Origin of the sequence: Micromonospora sp. M71_S20, from assembly GCF_003664255.1 — a bacterium.
GTDB lineage: Bacteria > Actinomycetota > Actinomycetes > Mycobacteriales > Micromonosporaceae > Micromonospora.
Genome location: NZ_RCCV01000001.1, coordinates 191,129 through 210,123 on the forward strand (window position 1 = coordinate 191,129; position 18,995 = coordinate 210,123).

The 18,995-nt window shown below is 76.1% G+C and carries 17 protein-coding genes; 6 read left to right on the top strand and 11 right to left on the bottom strand.

The window, feature by feature from the left end:
* Window positions 1-89 precede the first annotated feature (89 nt).
* Window positions 90-863, bottom strand: a complete 774-nt coding sequence (locus tag DER29_RS00920) for an ABC transporter permease (protein WP_233599601.1) — start codon at window positions 861-863, stop codon at window positions 90-92.
* On the bottom strand, window positions 856-1,821 hold the full coding sequence (locus DER29_RS00925) for an ATP-binding cassette domain-containing protein (protein ID WP_121395441.1): 966 nt from the start codon (window positions 1,819-1,821) through the stop codon (window positions 856-858). The genes DER29_RS00920 and DER29_RS00925 overlap by 8 nt, the downstream gene beginning before the upstream one ends.
* A 100-nt stretch (window positions 1,822-1,921) precedes the next feature.
* Between DER29_RS00925 and DER29_RS00930 the strand changes: the two genes are divergently transcribed.
* Complete coding sequence (locus DER29_RS00930; protein ID WP_121398882.1) at window positions 1,922-2,680, top strand: TetR/AcrR family transcriptional regulator; 759 nt, start codon at window positions 1,922-1,924, stop codon at window positions 2,678-2,680.
* Between the two features lie 107 nt (window positions 2,681-2,787).
* On the top strand, window positions 2,788-3,768 hold the full coding sequence (locus DER29_RS00935; RefSeq protein WP_121395443.1) for a helix-turn-helix domain-containing protein: 981 nt from the start codon (window positions 2,788-2,790) through the stop codon (window positions 3,766-3,768).
* Between the two features lie 217 nt (window positions 3,769-3,985).
* On the opposite strand, the gene DER29_RS00940 is transcribed toward DER29_RS00935, so the two are convergent.
* Genes DER29_RS00940 through DER29_RS00975 form a run of 8 tightly spaced genes read right to left on the bottom strand, consistent with a single transcriptional unit; the run spans window position 3,986 to window position 12,634 of the window.
* Entirely contained in the window at window positions 3,986-4,969 is a 984-nt protein-coding gene (locus DER29_RS00940) for a DNA topoisomerase IB (RefSeq protein WP_121398885.1), read from the bottom strand.
* On the bottom strand, window positions 4,953-5,906 hold the full coding sequence (locus DER29_RS00945; protein WP_121395445.1) for a glycosyltransferase family 9 protein: 954 nt from the start codon (window positions 5,904-5,906) through the stop codon (window positions 4,953-4,955). The genes DER29_RS00940 and DER29_RS00945 overlap by 17 nt, the downstream gene beginning before the upstream one ends.
* Window positions 5,903-6,604 (bottom strand): SDR family oxidoreductase, encoded by a 702-nt coding sequence (locus DER29_RS00950; RefSeq protein ID WP_121395447.1) that lies wholly within the window; start codon window positions 6,602-6,604, stop codon window positions 5,903-5,905. The genes DER29_RS00945 and DER29_RS00950 overlap by 4 nt, the downstream gene beginning before the upstream one ends.
* Window positions 6,601-8,178 (bottom strand): PfkB family carbohydrate kinase, encoded by a 1,578-nt coding sequence (locus tag DER29_RS00955; RefSeq protein ID WP_121395449.1) that lies wholly within the window; start codon window positions 8,176-8,178, stop codon window positions 6,601-6,603. Before DER29_RS00955 ends, DER29_RS00950 begins: the two co-directional genes overlap by 4 nt.
* 13 nt (window positions 8,179-8,191) lie before the next feature.
* Entirely contained in the window at window positions 8,192-8,830 is a 639-nt protein-coding gene (locus DER29_RS00960) for an SIS domain-containing protein (RefSeq protein WP_121398887.1), read from the bottom strand.
* Window positions 8,827-10,044, bottom strand: a complete 1,218-nt coding sequence (locus tag DER29_RS00965; RefSeq protein ID WP_121395450.1) for a glycosyltransferase — start codon at window positions 10,042-10,044, stop codon at window positions 8,827-8,829. The genes DER29_RS00960 and DER29_RS00965 overlap by 4 nt, the downstream gene beginning before the upstream one ends.
* A complete protein-coding gene (locus DER29_RS00970; protein ID WP_121395452.1) occupies window positions 10,029-11,006 on the bottom strand; it encodes a glycosyltransferase in 978 nt (325 codons plus the stop codon). The genes DER29_RS00965 and DER29_RS00970 overlap by 16 nt, the downstream gene beginning before the upstream one ends.
* A complete protein-coding gene (locus DER29_RS00975; protein ID WP_233599602.1) occupies window positions 11,003-12,634 on the bottom strand; it encodes an HAD-IIIA family hydrolase in 1,632 nt (543 codons plus the stop codon). Before DER29_RS00975 ends, DER29_RS00970 begins: the two co-directional genes overlap by 4 nt.
* A 285-nt stretch (window positions 12,635-12,919) precedes the next feature.
* Between DER29_RS00975 and DER29_RS00980 the strand changes: the two genes are divergently transcribed.
* The 3 genes from DER29_RS00980 (at window position 12,920) to DER29_RS00990 (ending at window position 15,233) form a co-directional block, all read left to right on the top strand.
* Window positions 12,920-13,348 carry an SRPBCC family protein gene (locus DER29_RS00980; protein WP_370040001.1) on the top strand — a complete coding sequence of 143 codons (429 nt, stop codon included), beginning with the start codon at window positions 12,920-12,922 and terminating at the stop codon, window positions 13,346-13,348.
* Window positions 13,345-14,346, top strand: coding sequence for an SDR family oxidoreductase (locus tag DER29_RS00985; protein ID WP_121395457.1), 1,002 nt, complete (start codon window positions 13,345-13,347; stop codon window positions 14,344-14,346). Before DER29_RS00980 ends, DER29_RS00985 begins: the two co-directional genes overlap by 4 nt.
* Before the next feature lie 119 nt (window positions 14,347-14,465).
* Window positions 14,466-15,233, top strand: a complete 768-nt coding sequence (locus DER29_RS00990; RefSeq protein ID WP_121395459.1) for a polyprenol monophosphomannose synthase — start codon at window positions 14,466-14,468, stop codon at window positions 15,231-15,233.
* Between the two features lie 652 nt (window positions 15,234-15,885).
* On the opposite strand, the gene DER29_RS00995 is transcribed toward DER29_RS00990, so the two are convergent.
* A complete protein-coding gene (locus DER29_RS00995; protein WP_121395461.1) occupies window positions 15,886-17,490 on the bottom strand; it encodes an NAD(P)/FAD-dependent oxidoreductase in 1,605 nt (534 codons plus the stop codon).
* A gap of 70 nt (window positions 17,491-17,560) precedes the next feature.
* Here DER29_RS00995 and DER29_RS01000 point away from each other — a divergent pair, with 70 nt between their 5' ends.
* Window positions 17,561-18,994, top strand: coding sequence for an aldehyde dehydrogenase (locus DER29_RS01000; RefSeq protein ID WP_121395463.1), 1,434 nt, complete (start codon window positions 17,561-17,563; stop codon window positions 18,992-18,994).
* Window position 18,995: the final 1 nt, after the last annotated feature.

Sequence of the window (18,995 nt, forward strand, 5' to 3'; positions counted from 1 at the left end):
GGGGTCCGGTGCCGCCGTCGCGCGTTCCGGCGCGGGTGACCGGCGCGTGGCGGTGGCCGGTGGCAACGGGCGCGGTCGGCCCGTGGCGGTCAGGCCACGCGGCGGCGGAACAGCACGGCGGCCAGCAGCACCGAGACCGCCAGGATGCCCAGGCACCAGGCCACCGCCAGGGCCGGGGCGGTGCCCGTCGGGGTGCCCAGCAGCAGGGCCCGCAGCGTCTCGATGACGGGCGTGACGGGCTGGTGGTCGGCGAAGCCGTGGATCCAGCTCGGCATCGTCTCCACCGGCACGAACGCGCTGCTCGGATAGGGCAGGAACATCGCCAGGAAGGTGAAGCCGCTGGCGGCCTCCGGGGTGCGGGCCAGCAGGCCGATGGCCGCCGACAGCCAGGACACGGCGAGCAGGAAGAGCAGCAGCACCCCGAACGCGGCCAGCCAGCGCAGCGGCGTGACGACCGGGCGGAAGCCGATGCCGACGGCGATGGCCAGCACCAGCACCGTGGAGACGGTGTTGCGGGCGATGCTGGCGGCGACGTGCCCGCCGAGGATCGCGGTGGCGCTGACGTCCATCGTGCGGAACCGCTCGATGACCCCGTTGGTCAGGTCGGTGGTCACGCTGACGGCGGTGGTCGCCGCGCCGAAACTGGCGCAGAGCAGCAGGACGCCGGGCACGACGTAGGTGACGTACCGGGTGCCGGTGTCGATCGCGCCGCCGAACAGGTAGACGAAGAGCAGCATCAGCAGCACCGGCAGCAGCAGTGACGTGAGCAGCGCGTCGACGTTGCGGCGGGACAGCCGTACGCAGCGCGCCACCATGACGAGGGCCTCGCCGGCACGGGTCGGCCGCAGGGTCAGCTCAGACACCGGCCGCCTCCCGCCCGACGGTCACCGGGTCGCCGGTGAGGGTGAGGAAGACGTCGTCCAGGGTCGCCTCGCGGACGGTGAACCGGGCGAGCCCTCGCCGGTCGGGGTCGACCTCGTCGAGCAGGTGGCGGATCTCCGGCGCGCCGCCGTCGGTGGCGACCGCCAACTCCAGCCGGGCCGGGTCGCGGTGCGTGACCCGCCCGCCGAGCCGGTGCGCCGCCTCGGCGAAGCTGCGCGCGTCCCGCAGAGTCAGCTCCAGCCGGTGGGCGCCGAAGCGGCGCTTGAGGTCGTCCGCGCTCCCCTCGGCGGCCAGCCGGCCCCCGTGCAGCACCGCGATCCGGTCGGCGAGCCGGTCGGCCTCCTCCAGGTACTGCGTGGTGAGCAGCACCGTCACCCCGGCACCGGCCAGCTCGGCGACCACCTCCCACAGCCCCTGCCGGCTGCGCGGGTCGAGGCCGGTGGTCGGCTCGTCGAGGAAGATCACGGACGGCTCGCCGACCAGGCTGGCCGCGAGGTCGAGGCGGCGGCGCATCCCGCCGGAGTAGGTCACCACCCGCCGCCCGCCGGCGGCGACCAGGTCGAAGCGCTCCAGCAGGTCCGTGGCGCGCCGCCGGGCGGCGGCCGGAGCCAGCCCGGCCAGCCGGGCCATCATGTGCAGGTTCTCCGCGCCCGTCTGCTGGTCGTCGAGCGCCGCATGCTGGCCGGCGAGGCTGATCGTCCGCCGGACCCGGCTCCGGTCGCGGACCACGTCGTGCCCGTCCACGCGGGCCACGCCCCCGTCGGGCGTGGTGAGCGTGGCCAGGATCCGGACGGTCGTGGTCTTGCCGGCCCCGTTGGGGCCGAGCAGGGCGTGCACGCTGCCCCGGGCGACCCGCATGGTCAGGCCGTCGAGCACCGCCACCCCGCCGTAGGACTTGCGTAGGTCGACGATCTCCACCGCCGAGGCTGCTGTCCCCATCGCTTTCACTCTCCATCTTCTGCGTACGCCATACGCTGTTCTGCGTGCACCATACGCAGAAGCTAGGATGGCGGTCAACACCGCGTACCGGGAGGTGAGGATGAGCGACGCCGACGTCGAGCTGCCGGAGAGCATCGAGCTCGCCTGGGGCCTGCGGGAACGGCCCGGCAAGGGACCCCGGCGCAGCCTCACCATGGGGCAGGTGGTGGCCGCCGGCATCCGGGTGGCCGAGGCCGACGGGCTGGCGGCGGTGTCGATGAGCCGGGTCGCCGGCGAGCTGGGCGTGGCGACCATGTCGCTCTACCGCTACGTCTCCGCCAAGAGCGACCTGCTGGACCTCATGGCCGACGCCGCGTACGGGGACCCGCCCGCGCCACGCGGCCCGGACGAGGGCTGGCGGCCGGCGCTCGCCCGCTGGGCGCTGGCCAACGTGACGGCGATCCACCGCCACCCGTGGATCCGGCAGATCCCGATCAGCGGCCCGCCGTTGGGGCCCAACCAGGTGCGCTGGATGGAGCAGGGGCTGGCCGCCCTGCGCGGCACCGGCCTGCGCGGCATCGAGCGGCTGTCGACGATCATGCTGGTCAGCGGGTACGCCCGGAACTGGGCCACGCTCACCGCCGACCTCGACGAGGCCGCGGCACGCGAGCAGATCGACCCCGACGACGCCGGGGCGCGGTACTGGCACCAGCTCGCCCGGCTGACCCGCCACGGCGCCTATCCGGCGATCCGGGAGCTGCTGGCGGAGAGCGCCGAGGGACAGCAGGACGAGGTGTTCGACACGGAGTGGCAGTTCGGCCTCGACCGGATCCTCGACGGCGTCGAGGCGCTGATCCGCGACCGGACGGCCACGCACTGACCCGACCCCGGCCGTCGCCCCCGGCTGCGCCGACCGGAAACGCCCTGGGCGGTCCGGCGCCCACGATGGACAATGGCCACCGGAACGGCGCGAGGACGGGGGAGCGGATGCTTCGGCGGACCACCGTCGACACCGAGCAGGTGCCGGCGGCCGAGCGCTTCGACATGTGGCTCGACCTCGTGGCGCGTACGGCCTCGCCGCTGCGGATCCGCACGGAGCACGCGCACGACTTCACCGCCCGGGCGGAGATCGTCGAACTCGGCCCGATCCAGGTGGTCAACTACCGGTACCCGTCGCTGGAGGGCGTCCGGACGCCGCGGCTGGGGCGCGAGTCGGCCCCGGAGATCTACACGCTGGCGCTCACCGTCGACGGGGACGGCGCGGCCAGCCAGGCGGGCCGGAGCAGCGTCCTCGGGCCGCAGGAGTTCATCTTCTACGACGGGTCACGGCCGCACGGGGTCCGGCACGTCGGCGACGACGACGGCCGCGAGCCGGCCCGGTCCGTCGTGGCGATCATCCCGCACGCCGCGTTGCCGCTGCCGCCGGACCGGCTGGCGCCCCTGCTCGGCGGCCGGATGTCGGGCACCGAGGGGATCGGCGCGCTGCTGGCCCAGTTCCTCCTCCAGATCGCCCACCACCCCGAGCAGTACCACGCCGCCGACGCCACCCGGCTCGGCGCCGTCGGGCTCGACCTGGCGTCCACCATGCTCGGGCGGCATCTCGTGGCCGAGGACGCCGTGCCGGCCGAGGTCCGCCGGCGCGCCCTCGTCGCCCAGGCACGGGCGTACATCCAGCGGCACCTCGGGGACGCGACGCTGAGCCCACAGGTGGTGGCCGACGCGCACCACGTCTCGCTGCGTACGCTGCACCGGCTCTTCGAGGCCGAGGAGTCGACGGTCGCGTCGTACATCCGCGAGCTGCGGCTGGCGCGGTGCCGGCACGACCTCGCCGACCCCGGCCTGCGCGGCCAGCCGATCCAGGCGATCGGGGCCCGCTGGGGCTTCCCCGACAAGGCGCACTTCAGCCGGGTCTTCCGCAAGGCGCACGGCGTCGGGCCGCAGGCCTGGCGGGCCGGCCAGGCGGAATGAGCGGCACGGGAAGTCAACTCCACGGCATCCACGGTCAACCCGGTCGCGGCAGACTGGCACCGAGGCGGCCGATCCCTCCCCGCCACGGCACCGGTCGGGATCGGACCGCCGACGAAGGCCGTGGCGTGCCGCCCGCCGCCACGGGGGAGGCGGGCGGCCGCCCGGTGACCCGGCCCGGCCCCGGCGCCCCTCGCCCAGGATCGGCGTCGGGGCCGCGTCAGGCGTCCTCCAGCAGTTCGAGCACGATCCGCTCGGCCTTCTCGCGGGGAGTCGCGGGCTCCACCGGGGCCACCACGCCGTCATGGAAGAGGTCGACCACGCGCGGGTCGACGTAGGACGTGCGGGCCACGGTGGCGGTGTTGCCGAGCAGCTCCGCGACGTCGCGCATCACCGCCGCGACCGCCCGCTTGCGGGCGGTCGCCGAGCGCGGCGGGCCCACCGTCGCCAGTTCGGTCGCCGCCAGCACCGTGGCGTGCCAGGTGCGGAAGTCCTTCGCCGTCATCTCCCCGCCGCTGGCGTCCCGCAGGTACTCGTTGACCTCGTCGCTGCGTACGTCGCGCCAGTCCCCGCCGTCCCGGTAGCCGAACAGCCGGTCGGCCGACCGGCGCTGGCGGCGCAGGTTGACCAGCACCCGGCACAGCTCCGGGTCCTCGATGCGACGCACCTGCTCGATGCCGCCCTTCGCGGGGAACTCGAACACCACACAGCCACCCCGGGACCGGGCGTGCTCGGGGCGCAGGGTCGCCACCCCGAACGTCGGGTCGTCGCCGGCCGCGTACTGGTCGCTGCCGACCCGGAACATGCCCATGTCCAGCAGCCGGGTCACCGTCGCCAGCACCCGGTCGCGGTGCAGCCCCCGGCCGGACAGGTCCCGCCCGACCCGCTCGCGCAGCACCGGCAGCCGGCGGGCCACCTCCAGCACGTGGTCGAACTTCGCCTCGTCGCGCTTCTGGCGCCACTTCGGGTGGTAGAGGTACTGCTTGCGCCCGGCCGCGTCGATGCCGGTGGCCTGGATGTGCCCGTTCGCGTACGGACAGATCCACACGTCCCGCCAGGCCGGCGGGATCACCAGCGCGCGCAGCCGGCCCAACCGGTCGGGGTCGCGGACCGGCTGCCCGGACGGATCCAGGAAGAGCCAGCCCCGACCGCGCCGGCGTCGCCCGTACCCCGGCCCACCCGGATCACTACGCCGCAACCGCACCGGAGCCACGCACCGCCCGTTCCACCTCGTCCACGGCGGTCACCACGTCGTCGACACCGATGCCCGCCAACGTCGGATGGCTTCCTACCCCGTCCCACCAGGGCCAATCCCCCGCGCCCGCCCACAGCGCCCGGTGCCGGGGCCGGTCCGCCGGCGGACCCCACAGCGCCGGGGGGACCGGGCCGAAGAGCACCACCGACGGGGTGCGGTAGCCGGTCGCGAGGTGCGCCACGCCCGTGTCCCCGCTGACCACCAGCCGGGCGTACGCCACCAGCGCGGCCAGCCGGCCCAGGTCCGTCCGCCCGGCCAGCACCGCGTCGGCGGGCAGCCCCGCGGCGTCCGCGATCCGCTGCGCCGTGACCCGCTCGTCGGGGCTGCCGGTGAGCACCACCCGGTGCCCCCGGGCGGCCAGTTCCCGGGCCAGCGCGGCGAAGCGTCCGGACGGCCAGCGCTTCGCGGGGATCTTGGAGCCGGGGTGCAGCACGGTCAGGCCGCCGGGGGCGCCGCCGGGGGGCGGGCGCCGCAGCTCCAGGTCGGTGCGGTCGGCGGGGATGCCGTACCAGCCGAGGAGCCGGCACCAGCGGTCGACCTCGTGTTCGTCGTCGCGCCATCCGGGCCCGTCGTGGTGGCCGGCCTCCGGGCTGGCGTAGGCGAGCAGCCGACCCGGGCGGGTGGCGGTGAGCATGCGGTGCGACTCGGGGCCCCGGCCGTGCAGGTTCACGGCGACGCGCGGCGTCCGCAGGGCCGGGTCGGGGCGACCGAGCCCGTCCGTGGGCACCAGCCGGTCGACGCCGCCCACCAGGTCGACCAGCGGCGCCAGCCAGCCGGGTGCCGCGAGGACGAGCTCCCGGTCGGGGTGGGCGGCGCGCAGGGCACGCAGGGCCGGCACGGCGGTGGCGAGGTCGCCGACGCCGAGGGCGCGCAGGGCGAGGATCACGGGTAGGAGGTCTCCTGGTCGGCGCAGACGACCATCTCGCGGACGGCGCAGCCGGCGGGTTGGGACAGCGCGAACATGACGGCGGCGGCGGTGTCGGCGGGGTCGTTCAGGACGGCGTCGGGACCGGGTCGGTACGCGGCGTCGCGGTCGTCGAAGAAGGCCGTGCGCATGCCGCCCGGCACGAGCAGCGTGACGCCGACCCTGCCGGCGAGTTCGGCGGCGAGGGCCCGGGTGAAACCGACGACCCCGAACTTCGCGGCGCAGTACGCGGTCGCGTCGGCGACGGCCTTCACCCCCAGCGTGGAGGCGACGGTGACGATGCTTCCCCGGGAGGTCTCCAGGAAGGGCAGGGCGGCCCGCACCACGGCCGCCGTGGCGAGCAGGTCCACGGCCACGATCCGGTCCCAGGTCTCGCCGGGCACGTCCGCCAGCTTCCCGGGCACGTCCATCCCCGCCGCGGTGACCACCGCGTCCAGCCCGCCCGAGCGCTCGGCGAGCTGCCGGGTGGCGGCCTCGGCGGCGCGGGTGTCGGCCAGGTCGCACTCCACCCACGGCACCCCGTCGGCGGGCGCCTGCCGGTCCAGCACCAGCGGTCGACCGCCGGCCCGGGCCACGGCCGCGACCACGGCGGCACCCAGGCCGCTCGAACCGCCGGTGACCAGCACGGTCCGCCCCGCGCCGGGCGACCCGCCGCTCATCGGGTGCCCTCCGCCGTGCTCGGCCCCGCGACGGGCCGGCCGGAGCGCGCCCGTGGGCGCTCGCCGCCGGTGGGCGCCGAGGCTCCACCGGGGGCGGGGCCGGGTGGCGGCGTACAGGCCGGCGGCACGGTGTCGGTGAGCGGCGGCCCGACCGCGACGGCGGTGCCGGTCGACCGGGCGGCGGCGATCAGCCCGGTCGTGGAGCGACCGTCCAGATACGGCACCACCACGGCGTTGCCGCCCCAGCGGCGCAGCACCTCCGCCTCGGGCAGGGCGGGCTCGCCGCCGTCGCCGGCGTAGTCGCCACCCTTCACCCAGATGTCCGGCCGCAGCCACGACAGCGCCGCGTGCGGGGTGGCCTCGTCGAAGATCATGACCGCGTCGACGCAGCTCAGCGCCGCGAGCAGCCGGGCCCGGTCGCACTGCGGGATCACCGGCCGGTCCGCGCCCTTCAGCCCCGTCACGCTCGCGTCGGAGTTGAGGCAGACCACCAGGCAGTCGCCGAGCTGCCGGGCGGCCTGCAACGTCGCCACGTGCCCGGCGTGCAGCAGGTCGAAGCAGCCGCCGGTGGCCACCACCGTCCCGCCGGACGCGCGTACCGCCGACACCACGCCGGCCGCCGCGGCCACACCGACGCGCTCGCCGCCGGGGCCGGAGACCGCCGGCGGCAGCGGACGCACCGGCCGCGGCAGCGCCGTCGCCACTCCCCCGCCGGCCACGTACGCCGACGCCTCGGCGACCGCCTCCTGCACCGCCTCGGAGACCAGCGCCCCCCGGGCCAGCGCGAGGCCGGCGGTGGCCGCGAACCGGTCACCGGCCCCGCAGGTGTCCCCCTCGGCGGTGGCCGGGGCGGGCACCACCATCGGGGTCGCACCGGCGTGGCAGAGCAGCGCGCCGTCCCCGCCCAGCGTCACCGCGACCGCGCCGGCGCGCCAGCGCTGGCGCAGCCCCTGCGCGCCCCGCGCCGCCGTCGCCAGCCGGGTCGCCCCCGGCGCGAGGGTGACCAGCTCCCGCACCTCGGACTCGTTGGGGGTCACCAGGTGCACCCCCGGGACGGCCGCCGGTCCCCGCGGGTGCGGGTCCCAGACCACCGGCGCCCGGGTGGCGGCGAGGGCCGCCCGCAGCGCGGGCTGCCGGGCCACGCCCCGGCCGTAGTCGCTGACCAGCACGGCGGAGGCCCGGGCGATCACCCGCAGCACCGCCTCGGAGGGCTCGCCCGGCGTGGCGGCCGCGCCGCCCCGGTCGTGGCGCAGCAGCACCCGGCCCCGGGCGCGCAGCCGGACCTTCTCCGGCGTGCCGCCACGCAGCCCGAGGGGATACACCTGCACGCCGGCGTCGGTGAGCAGCGAGGCGAGCCGGGCACCCCCCGCGTCGTCCGCCAACGCGGTCACCAGCACCACCTCGGCGCCCTGCGCGGCGGCGAACACCGCGGCCAGCCCGGCGCCACCGGGCCGGTCGACGTGCGCGGTCTCGTCCAGCACCGGCACGGGCGAGTCCGGGCAGAGCCGGTTCACCACCCCCTCGACGTCCCGGTCCAGCAGGGTGTCACCGACCACCACGACGGGTCCCCTCACGCTTCCCCCCTCATCACGCCTGGACCTGCTGACCTGCACCGCCGTCGAGCACCACCTCGACCCCGGTCCGTACGGGCGCGGCGGGCAGCGCCCGCTCGACGTACTCGCAGAGGAGGTGGCTGGTCACGAGGTGGAGTTCCTGCACGACCTGGCTGTCGGGCGAGCCGACGGCGAGCACGTCGTGGCAGAGCTCCGCCAGGGGGTTGGGGGCGGGACCGGTCAGGGCCCAGCAGGTGAGTCCGCCGTCGCGGCCGGCACGGGCGGCGGCGAGCAGGTTGGCGCTGGTGCCGCTGGTCGACAGCAGCAACAGGACGTCGCCGTGGCGGCCGTGGGCGCGTACCTGGCGGGCGAAGACCTCGTCGTAGCCGTAGTCGTTGCCGATGGCGGTCAGCGCGGAGGTCTCCGCGTGCAGCGCGATGGCGGACAGGGGCTGGCGGTCGTCGTGGAGCTTCCCGACGAGTTCGGCGGTGAGGTGCTGGGCCTCGGCGGCGCTGCCGCCGTTGCCGGCCACCAGCAGCCGGCCGCCGTCCACCAGCCGACGCGCGAGGGCCTCGCCCCACCGGGCCAGCAGCGCCTCGTGCGCCCGGAAGGGCACCAGCGCCGCCGCCAGGTTCGTCAGGTGCGTGTCCAGCGGCGTGGGCGCCGCCATCAGGCCACCACCCGGGTCGGCCGGCGGACCGCCGCCACGTCGCCGTAGACCTCCACCAGCCGCTCCGCGGTGGCCGCCCAGGAGTACCGTCGCCGGGCCCGTTCCCGGGCCGCCGTCGCGTACGCGAAGCGGCGGATCCGGTCGTCGAGCAGCCCCTGGATTGCGGCGCCCAGCGCACGCGGGTCCCGGGCCGGCACGAGGTCGCCGGTGACGCCTTCGACCACGGTGTCCTTGATCCCGCCGACGGCGGTGCCCACCACGGGCACGCCGCACGCCATCGCCTCCAGCGGGGTGAGCCCGAACGGCTCGTACCAGGGGGCGGCCACCAGGACGTCGGCCGAGCGGTACCAGCGGCCCATCTCCTCGCGGGGCACCGCGCCGACCAGCTTCACCCGGTCGGCCACCCCGCAGCTGACCGCGAGGGCGCGCAGCCGGCGGGCGTACGGGTCGGTCTCCAGCAGGCCGGCGGGCGGGCCGCCGACCACCACGCACTCGGCCCCGGGCACGTACGCCATCGCCCGGACGACGGTCTGGAAGCCCTTTCGCTCGACCAGCCGGCCGACGGTCAGGATCCGCGGCCGGCCGTCCTCCCGCTCGGCGGTGGGCCCGAGCGGGGCGAAGGTGCCCAGGTTGACCCCGGACGGCACGACCGTCATCCGGGACCGGGGCACGCCCATCCGGACCAGCTCGCCGACCTCGTCCCGGCACTGGGCGATGACCCGGTCGACGGCCCGGCCCAGCTCCCGCTCGAAGCCGATGCGGCGGGCCGGGCTGGTGTCCTGCACGCCCTGGTGCCGCCGCTTGACCACCCCCAGGGCGTGGTACGTCTGCACGACCGGCACCCCGGTCTGCCGGCTGGCGGCCAGCGCGGCGAGGCCGCTCATCCAGAAGTGCGCGTGGATCACCTCGGGCATCCAGTCGCCGCCCCGCCACCGGTCGACCAGCCAGCGGCTGAACTCCCTCATGTGCGGCAGCAGGGCGTCCTTGGCTACCGGCTCGGCCGGCCCCGCCGGGACGTGCACCACGTCGTAGCCGTCCGCGCTGCGTACCGTGACCGGCAGGTCCACCGCGTCGCGGCGGGTGTAGACCCGCACGTCGTGTCCGGCGGCCGCGAGGGCTGCGGAGAGCTCGGCGACATGCGTGTTCTGACCGCCGGCGTCCTCGCCGCCCAGGATGGCGAGCGGGCTGGCGTGCTCCGAGATCATCGCGATGCGCATACTTCCTCCTCCAGCAGCCGGTCCCAGTCGGCGAGGAAACGGTCGAGGCCGTAGCGGTCCCGGGCGGCGACGCGGGCCCGTTCCCCCGCCCGGCGCGCCTCCGCCGGTTCGTCGACGAACCGGCGGGCGGCGTCGAGCAGGGTGTCGAGCCGGGTGGACAGCGCTCCCGCCCCGGGTGGCACCGCCATCGCCGCCTCGGTGGCGGCCAGCGCGACCACCGGCATCCCGATGGACATCGCCTCGATCAGGCTCAGCCCCAGCGAGGTCCACCGGCACAGGTGCAGGTACGCCCGCCGCCGCCCCAGCTCGGCGTGCATCCGGTGCTGGGGGACGTCGTCGTGGCTGGCGAGCCGGTCCGCCGGCAGGCCCAGGTGCTCGGCCAGCCCGGCCACCTTCATGCCGAAGACGTCCAGCGGGGCGATCTCGGCGAAGCGGGGCAGCAGGTCGGTGCCGGTGACCCGCCAGCGGCGTACCGGCTCGTTGATCACCACCGCGAGCCGGTCGAGTTCGCCGGTGTACTCGGCGGCGGGGGTGACGATGCCGTGGTCGACCACCGTGGTGCGGGTGGTGCCGGTGTCCCAGAACAGCTCGTTGAACCCGGTGACGTGGGCGACGAGCAGGTCGTCGCGGTCGGCCATGGGGTGCCGGCTGTTGGGCACGTCGCCGTCCTTGGGCGTGTTGTGCTCGACGTAGACGGCCGGGACGTCGCGGCCGGGCCGCCGGCCGAGCCACTGCTCGGCGAGGTCGATCTCCTCAGGGCGTTGCAGGACGACCAGGTCCACGTCGGCGGTGCGCAACTGCTCGGGGGTCACCTCGACGGCCGTGTCGGGCCACGGGTAGGTGCGGGCGCGGCCGAGGCCGTAGGGGCCCCGGTCCGGGGTGACGGGCACCAGGTACCGGTGCTTGCCGTGCACGAACGACGTGGTCCAGGAGCCGTGCACGTGCCACAGGAGCAGGTTCATCGGCCGCTCCCGCCGGTGCGGGCCCCCGCCGGCACGCCGCCTGCCCGGCCGGCGGCGGGCGGTGCCGGCCGGACCGGTGGGGTCACCCCGAGCAGCCGCAACCCGTCGAGCACCTGCCCGGGTTCGACGCCGCTGAGGCAGGGGTGTCCGGGCACCGGGCAGCGCGCGGCGCGGGTGTCCCGGCAGGCGGCCTCCGCGTCGCCGAGCCGCACCGTGGGCACCCGCCACGGCCCCCACTGCCCGAACGGGACCGTGGGGGCGAAGAGGCTGACCACCGGCACCCCGTGGGCGGCGGCGAGGTGGGCGGGGCCGGTGTTGCCGACCACGACCGCGCCGGCGCCGGCGACCGTCGCGGCCAGCCCGGCGAGGGAGGTACGCCCGCCCAGGTCGACGGCGACGTCGCCGGCCACCCGCGCGGTCAGCTCCTGCTCGTCGGGGCCGCCGGTGACCACCACCCGGTGGCCGGCGGCCGTCAGGGCGCGGGCGATGCGCGCGGCCATCTCCGGCGGGCAGCCCCGGGCCTGCGCCGCCGAGCCGGGGTGCAGCACCACGTAGCCGGGCGCGCCGACCTCCGGCGGCGGCGCCTGCGCCGGACGCAGGCGCAGGGCGGGTCCGTCGTGGTCGGCGAGCGTGAAGCCGGCGGCGGCGGCGAGCGAGAGCGCGCGCTCCGGTTCGGGTACGCCGGCCGGCACCCGGTGCCGGACGTCGAGCAGGCTGCCCGGGTAGTCGTCGCTGATGGCGCTCACGCGTCGGACCCCGGCCAGGCGCAGCAGCAGGGCCAGGGGCAGGGGCGACTGGTGGAAGCTGGTGAAGACGACCGCCTCGTCGGCGTTCACGGCGGCCAGCCGGTCGGTGAGCTGACGCATGTCGGCGGGGTCGACGGGGTCGGGCACGGGGTCGATCCACGGCAGCCGGTGTTCGACGATCTCGTCGACGCCGGGCAGGAGTTCCGCCGCGGCGCGTCCCCGGGGCCCGCACAGCAGCACCACCCGTTCGGCGGCGGCGGCGACGGCGCGGATGGCCGGCCCGGTCACCAGCACGTCCCCCGCCGAGTCGGCGCGTACCACCAGCACCGTCCCCGCCCGCCCCCGACCGGCGCCCCGCTCCGTGGCCGGGCCGACCGCCGCCTGGCGGCGCAGGATCTCCGCCACCGCCGCCGGCAGGTCGGGGGCGACCTGCGGCGCGGCGGCCACCTCCTGCGGGCGGGTCACCGGCGTGGGCACCAGGATCCCCGACGCGCCCGCGGCCGACGCCGCGACCATGTCCCGGCCGATGTCCCCCACCAGCACGCACCGCGACGGCACGGTGCCCAGCTCCCGCGCCGCGGCGTGCACCAGCCCCGGCGCCGGCTTGCGGCACCCGCATCCGTCGCCGTCGTCGTGCGGGCACACCAGCCAGGCGTCGAACGGCCCCAGCAGCCGCTCGACCCGGGCGTGCACCGCCCGCATCTGCGTTTCGGTGAACAACCCGCGGGCCAGGCCGGACTGGTTCGTCACCACCGCCAGCCGCAGGCCCGCCGCCCGCAACCGGTCCAGGGCGGCCCGTGCCCCCGGCACCGGCCGCACCTTCTCGGGATCGCCGTTGTACGGCACGTCCTCGATCAGCGTGCCGTCGCGGTCCAGGAGCACCGCGTCGAACAGGACGGGCCCGGACGCGGCCCCGTCAGCGCCGGCAAAAACCCGGGCTGACCTGCGCTGATCCGGCTCTACCTGGTCCTGTCGCACAGCCGGCGGGTTCCCGGCGCCCCGGGGAGTAAACGTCGTCTTGAACGCGCCCGCCGCGTCGGGCGCCGGCGGCGTCGACACGCCGGCCCGCAGGTGCCGTTACCCGTCGCCCGGGAGAAGCTAACCCGTCGGCACCGTTAGCCCCGCCCACACCCGGGGTATGGGAGCGCAGTGGCGATTGTGGAGAAAGTGATCGAAGCTTCCCCGGAGCAGGTCTGGGCGGTGCTGGCGGACGGGTGGACGTACAGCGACTGGGTGGTCGGCACGGTGCACGTCCGCGACGTGGACGACGCCTGGCCCCGGGTGGGCAGCCAGTTGCACCACAAGGCCGGACCGTGGCCGTTCTCCCTGCAGGACTCCTCGACGGTGCTGACCTGCGAGCCGCCGCGCCGGTTGGTCATCCGCGCCGGCCTCTGGCCCGCCGGGGAGGCCATCGTGGTGTTCACCCTCGAAGCGGTCGGCGCGGGCGCGACCCGCGTGCGCATCGGCGAGGACTTCGCCGCCGGCCCGCTGCGCTGGGTGCGCAACAAGGTCAACGACCTGGTGCTGCACCAGCGCAACAAGGAGACCCTGACCCGGCTGGCCGACATCGCCGTGCGACAGAAGGCGGACCGATGACGCAGACCGTGGTGGTCACCGGGGCGAGCGCCGGCGTGGGACGGGCGGTCGCCCAACGGTACGCCGAGCGCGGCGCCCGGCTCGCGCTGCTCGCCCGCGGCGAGGCCGGACTGGCCGCCGCGGAGCGCGACTGTCGCGAGCGGGGCGCCTCGGAGGTGCGCACCTACCGGGTGGACGTGGCCGACGCGGGGGCGGTGCAGCAGGCCGCCGACGACGTGGTGGACCGCTTCGGCGGCATCGACGTGTGGGTGAACAACGCGATGGTCTCGGTCTTCGCCCCGGCCTGGGAGATCCCGGCCACCGAGTTCCGGCGGGTCACCGAGGTCAACTACCTCGGCACCGTGCACGGCACCCTCGCGGCACTGCGGCACATGCGGGCCCGTGGCCGGGGCGCGATCGTGCAGGTCGGCTCCGCGCTGGCCTACCGCGGGATCCCGTTGCAGTCGGCGTACTGCGCGAGCAAGCACGCCGTCCAGGGCTTCAACGACTCGCTACGGGCGGAGCTGCTGCACGACTGCCCGGGCGTGAAGCTGTCGATGGTGCAGCTGCCGGCCATCAACACCCCGCAGTTTTCCTGGGTACGCACGCGGCTGCCCCGGCATCCCCAGCCCGTACCGCCGATCTTCGCACCCGAGGTCGCCGCGAGGGCGATCGTCTGGGCGGCCGACCACGGGCCGCGCGAGCTGAACGTGGGCGGACCGACCTGGCGCGCCCGGCTCGGCGACATCGTCGCGCCCGGTCTGCTCGACCGGAAGCTGGCACGCGACGGCTACGACAGCCAGCAGACCGATACCCCGATCGACCCGGCCACCTGGCGGGACAACCTGGAGCGTCCCGGGGACGACGAACGCGACCGGGGCGCGGAGGGCGTGTTCACCGCCCGGGCCCATGGCCACTCGGCCGCCCTGTGGATCGGTACGCACAAGCCGGCCGTCTCCGGCGTCGCCCTGGCCGGGCTGGCGGTGGCCCTCACCGCGCTGGGCCGCCGCCTGCGCTGACCCGGTATCCGCGCCTCGTCGGGGCGGAAGACGGGGCGGTAGGGGTGGCCTTTTCGACCCGGATGTGGCAACTGGCTACGCTCTCAGGGAGCCCTGTCCGCCGACCGAGGATGTCCGACATGATCGAACCCGTGCAGTTGCCCGTGCCGTGGCGGGACGCACGCCTGACCGTCGTGGTTCCCACCTACAACGAGGCGGGCAACCTCCCGGTGCTGGTCGAGCGGCTGCTGGCCCTGCCGCTGCCGGGCCTGAAGATCCTGGTCGCCGACGACAACTCGCCGGACGGCACGGGTGAGGTGGCGGACAAGCTGGCCATCGAGCACCCCGAGCGGGTCGAGGTCGTGCACCGGGCCGGCAAGGAGGGCCTCGGGCGGGCCTACGTGGACGGCATCGGGCGCGCCCTCGACGGCGGCGCGGAGTACGTGGCGCAGATGGACGCCGACCTGTCGCACCCGCCGGAGGCGCTGCCGGGGATGCTCGGCGCGCTGCTCTCCACCCAGGCGGGCGTGGTGATCGGCTCCCGGTACGTGCCGGGCGGCGAGCTGGACGAGAACTGGCCGCTCTACCGGCGGGCGCTCAGCGGCTGGGCCAACCTCTACGTGCACACGCTGCTGCGGGTCCGGATCCGCGACCTCACCGCCGGCTTCAAGATCTGGCGGGCGGACGCGCTGCGCGACATCGGCCTGGAGCGGGTGCAGTCCAACGGCTACAGCTTCCAGGTGGAGATGCACTACCTGGCCACCAAGCTGGGGCACACCATCCTGGAGGTGCCGATCCGCTTCGAGGAGCGGCGCGACGGCGCGTCCAAGATGACCACCGCGACCAAGATCGAGAGCGCGCTGATGCCGTTCAAGCTGCGCAGCAAGCACCGCAACATCGAGCGCTGACCCGGCCCGATCCCTCACCCCCGCCCACGCCCTGCGTTGCCTGCCCCGGTCCAGTTCAGCGAGCCGAGCCGGGGCGGCGGCCGAGCAGCCGCTGGGCGGGGACGCGGCCGAGCGGGAGCGGCGGCGGGCGCGGCCGAGCGGGAGCGGCGGCCGGGCGGGAGCGGCGGCCGGGCGGGAGCGGCGGCCGGGCGGAGCGTCGGGTCGAGTGAAGGACCTTGAGATTGGGCCGCTCCGCCGCACGGGACGTGTGATCACCCGGCACGCGATTGCGAAGCGTAACCCTCACCGCCTGTGACCGATGGTCCTGCCCTTCGGATTGCCGCTCTCCGCCCTTTGCTCTGCAGCCACGGACGCACCACGCCACTGACCTGCGGCTGGCCCGGCGACGGTGCGGCGGGTCAGCCCGCCGGCCGTTACCCGGAGCAACCGTTGCGTATATGGCTGCAGAGCAAAGGGCGCGGGGAGCGACCCACGCGGCCAGCATTCACCTCACTGTGAGTGAACAGCCTCGCCCCACGCATCCGCAGGCGGGCACGCGCCCGTCCGGTGCCCCGCAGGCAGCACCACGGCCGTCCGCCATCCGGCGTCCGGCTGGCCGGCGTCCGCGACCGGCGCAAGCTGGCCGTCCTCGCCGGCCTCGCCGTGCTGGCGGTCAGCGGTAGACCGCGCGGTGCGCGGCGTCGATCCCGGCCGCGTACAGCGGGCCGGTGAGGGCGCGGTCGCGGGCCAGGGCGGCGCGGGCGGCGTTCGCGCCGGGCGCGCCGTGCACCCCGCCGCCCGGGTGCGCCGACGCGCTGGCCAGGAACAGCCGGTCGACCGGGGTGTCCGCGCGGCCCAGGCCGGGGATCGGGCGCAGGAACAGCTGCTGGTACGCGGCGGCGGTGCCGCCGCCGAGCGCGCCGCCGACGAGGCTCGGGTCGCCCGCCTCCAGGTCGGCCGGCCCGGCCACGTGCCGTCCCACGATCAGGCTGCGGAAGCCCGGCGCGGCCTCCTCCAGCACCTGCTCCATCCGCTCGACGTGCGCGGCGATCTCCTCGGCCCGCCACTGCCGGCGGAACGGCAGGTGGGTGTACGACCAGAGCGACTCGGTGCCCGGCGGCGAGTGGCTCGGGTCGGCCACCGACATCTGCCCCAGCAGCAGGAACGGGTCGCGGGGGATCTCCTTACGGGCCAGCGCGGCGGCGTAGCTGGTGAGGCCGTCCAGGTCCGCGCCCAGGTGCACGGTGCCGGCGGTGGCGACCGCCCGGTTGGTCCATGGCACGGGGGCCGACAGCGCCCAGTCCACCTTGAGCGTCGAGCCGTCCCAGCGGAAGTGCGCCAGATCCTCCACCAGCCGGGGCGGCAGCACCGCCGCGCCGACCAGGTCCAGGTAGAGGGCGGGCGCGGGGACGTCGGCGAGCACCGCGCGGCGGGCCCGCCAGAGGGCGCCGCCGACGGTACGCACGCCCATCGCCCGGCCGCGCGCGGTCAGCACCCGGTCGACTGTGGCGCCGTAGAGGATCCGGCCGCCGCGCTCGGTCAGCCGGGCCACCAGCGCGTCGGTAATCTTCTGTGCGCCGCCGTCGGGCACCGGCCAGCCGACCTGCTGGCCGAGCATGGCGAGCAGCCAGCCGTACACGCCCGAACCGGCCTCCTCGGGCGACAGGTCGGTGTGCAGGGCGCAGCCGGCCAGCAGCACCGGGCCTCCCTCGCCCTCGAAGAGTTCGTCGCCGAGCTTGCGTACCGGCACCACCAGCCGCCGGGCCAGCCGCAACGCCCCCGACACCCGCAGGCGGCGCAGCAGGGTCAGGCCCCCGCGCACCGGCGGGAACGGCGTGGTGATGGTCTCCAGCATCGGCTCGGCCACCTGGCGCCAGTCGTCGTACGCGTGCAGCCAGCGCTTGCCGTCGCCCGGCGCGAACGCCTCCAGCGAGGCCGCGGTGGCCTCCGGGTCGCGGTTGAGCACCGCCGCCCGGCCGTCGGGCATCAGGTGGGCCAGCACGTCCGGGGAGTGCCGCCAGCGCAGCCCGTACCGTTCGAGCCCCAACCCGCGCAGCACCGGCGACGCGTAGCCGAGGGGATAGAAGGAGCTGTAGAGGTCGCTCAGGTAGCCGGGGGCCGTCACCTCGGCGGAGCGCACCGCCCCGCCCGGCGTGGCCGTGGCCTCCAGCACCAGCACGTCCCAGCCGGCGTCGGCCAGGAGATTGGCGGCGACCAGGCCGTTGTGGCCTGCTCCCACGATGACGGCGTCCGCGCTCTCCGCGCCGGGCGAACTCATCCGATCCGCCTACCCGGCCAGCAACCGGGCGAAACGCGTTTGCCGCGCCGGGGCCGGGGCATGCACTGCCATGTACACGGTTGCGCAGCTCATAGGCGGAGTGTGGGGCGCGGGCGGCGCGGGTGGCGAGTTGGTCGTACACGATCCGGCCGACGGCTCCCCGGTCAGCTCGGCGCCAGCGGCGACGGCCGACGAGGTCGGCAAGGCGGTGGAGGCGACGCGCGGCGTCGCCACGGAGTGGGCGGCGACCGCCCCCGCGGAACGGGCGGCGGCGCTGCACCGGGCGGCGGACGCCGTGGCGGCGGCGGCCGACGACCTGGCCCGGGCGACGACCGCCGAGATGGGCAAACCCCTGGCGGACGCCCGGGGCGGTGTGGAGGCGGGGATCGGCACGCTGCGACAGTACGCGGAACTCGCCCCCGTGCGCGGCGGGCGGACCCTGCACGGCGCCACCCACGCCCTCGACTTCATGACGCCGCAGCCGCGCGGGGTGGTCGCCGCGATCACCCCCTGGAACGACCCGGTTGCGGTGTCCTGCGGGCTGCTCGGCGCGGCCCTGGTCACCGGCAACGTGGTGCTGCACAAGCCGAGCGAGCGCGCTCCGGCGACCGGCTGGCTGCTGGCCAAGGCGCTCGACTCCGCGCTGCCGCCCGGGGTGCTGTCGCTGCTGACCGGAGGCCCGGAGGTCGGCGCCGCGCTGGCCGCGCAGGAGGTGGACGTCGTCGCCCACGTCGGCTCCACCGCCACCGGGCGGGCCATCGCGGCCGCGGCGGCGCGGACCGGGGCGAAGGTGCTGCTGGAGAACGGCGGCAGCGACCCGCTCGTCGTGGACGGCGACGTCGACCCGGTGTGGGCGGCCGGGCAGGCGGCTCTCGGCGCGTTCGCCAACGCGGGGCAGATCTGCGTCGCGGTGGAGCGGATCTACGTGCACCGGGACGTCGCGGAGGACTTCGCCCAGGCGCTGGTGGAGCGCGCCACGCAGTTGCGGACGGGTCCGGGCGGCGACCCGCGTACCGAGCTGGGGCCGCTGGTGGACCGGCGGCACCGCGACCACGTGCACGGGCAGGTGACCGCGGCGGTGGCCGAGGGCGCGCGGATCCGCACCGGCGGCACGCTGCCCGACGGACCGGGGGCGTTCTACCCGGCGACCGTGCTGACCGACTGCCGGCACGACATGACGGTGGTACGCGAGGAGACGTTCGGGCCGGTCGCCGCGATCGTCGCCGTCGACTCGTTCTCGGAGGCGCTGCGGTGCGCCGCGGACTCCCCGTACGGGCTGGCCGCGACGGTGCTGACCGGATCGATGAGCCACGCCCAGCGCGCCTGGCGGGAACTGCCGGTGGGCACCGTGAAGGTCAACGCGGTGTTCGGCGGGGCGCCCGGCGGTGCCGCACACCCGCGCCGGGGCAGCGGGCACGGCTTCGGCTACGGACCGGAGCTGCTGGACGAGTTCACCGCCACGAAGGCGGTGCACATCGAGGCGCCCGGCGGCGGCCACTGGTGAC

Coding starts and splice junctions, on each gene's coding strand:
- DER29_RS00925 (WP_121395441.1), bottom strand. CDS start 1,821: ATGGGGACAGCAGCCTCGGCGGTGGAGATCGTCGACCTACGCAAGTCC.
- DER29_RS00985 (WP_121395457.1), top strand. CDS start 13,345: ATGACGCAGACCGTGGTGGTCACCGGGGCGAGCGCCGGCGTGGGACGG.
- DER29_RS00950 (WP_121395447.1), bottom strand. CDS start 6,604: ATGAGCGGCGGGTCGCCCGGCGCGGGGCGGACCGTGCTGGTCACCGGC.
- DER29_RS00995 (WP_121395461.1), bottom strand. CDS start 17,490: ATGAGTTCGCCCGGCGCGGAGAGCGCGGACGCCGTCATCGTGGGAGCA.
- DER29_RS00930 (WP_121398882.1), top strand. CDS start 1,922: ATGAGCGACGCCGACGTCGAGCTGCCGGAGAGCATCGAGCTCGCCTGG.
- DER29_RS00935 (WP_121395443.1), top strand. CDS start 2,788: ATGCTTCGGCGGACCACCGTCGACACCGAGCAGGTGCCGGCGGCCGAG.
- DER29_RS00990 (WP_121395459.1), top strand. CDS start 14,466: ATGATCGAACCCGTGCAGTTGCCCGTGCCGTGGCGGGACGCACGCCTG.
- DER29_RS00965 (WP_121395450.1), bottom strand. CDS start 10,044: ATGCGCATCGCGATGATCTCGGAGCACGCCAGCCCGCTCGCCATCCTG.
- DER29_RS00970 (WP_121395452.1), bottom strand. CDS start 11,006: ATGAACCTGCTCCTGTGGCACGTGCACGGCTCCTGGACCACGTCGTTC.
- DER29_RS01000 (WP_121395463.1), top strand. CDS start 17,561: ATGTACACGGTTGCGCAGCTCATAGGCGGAGTGTGGGGCGCGGGCGGC.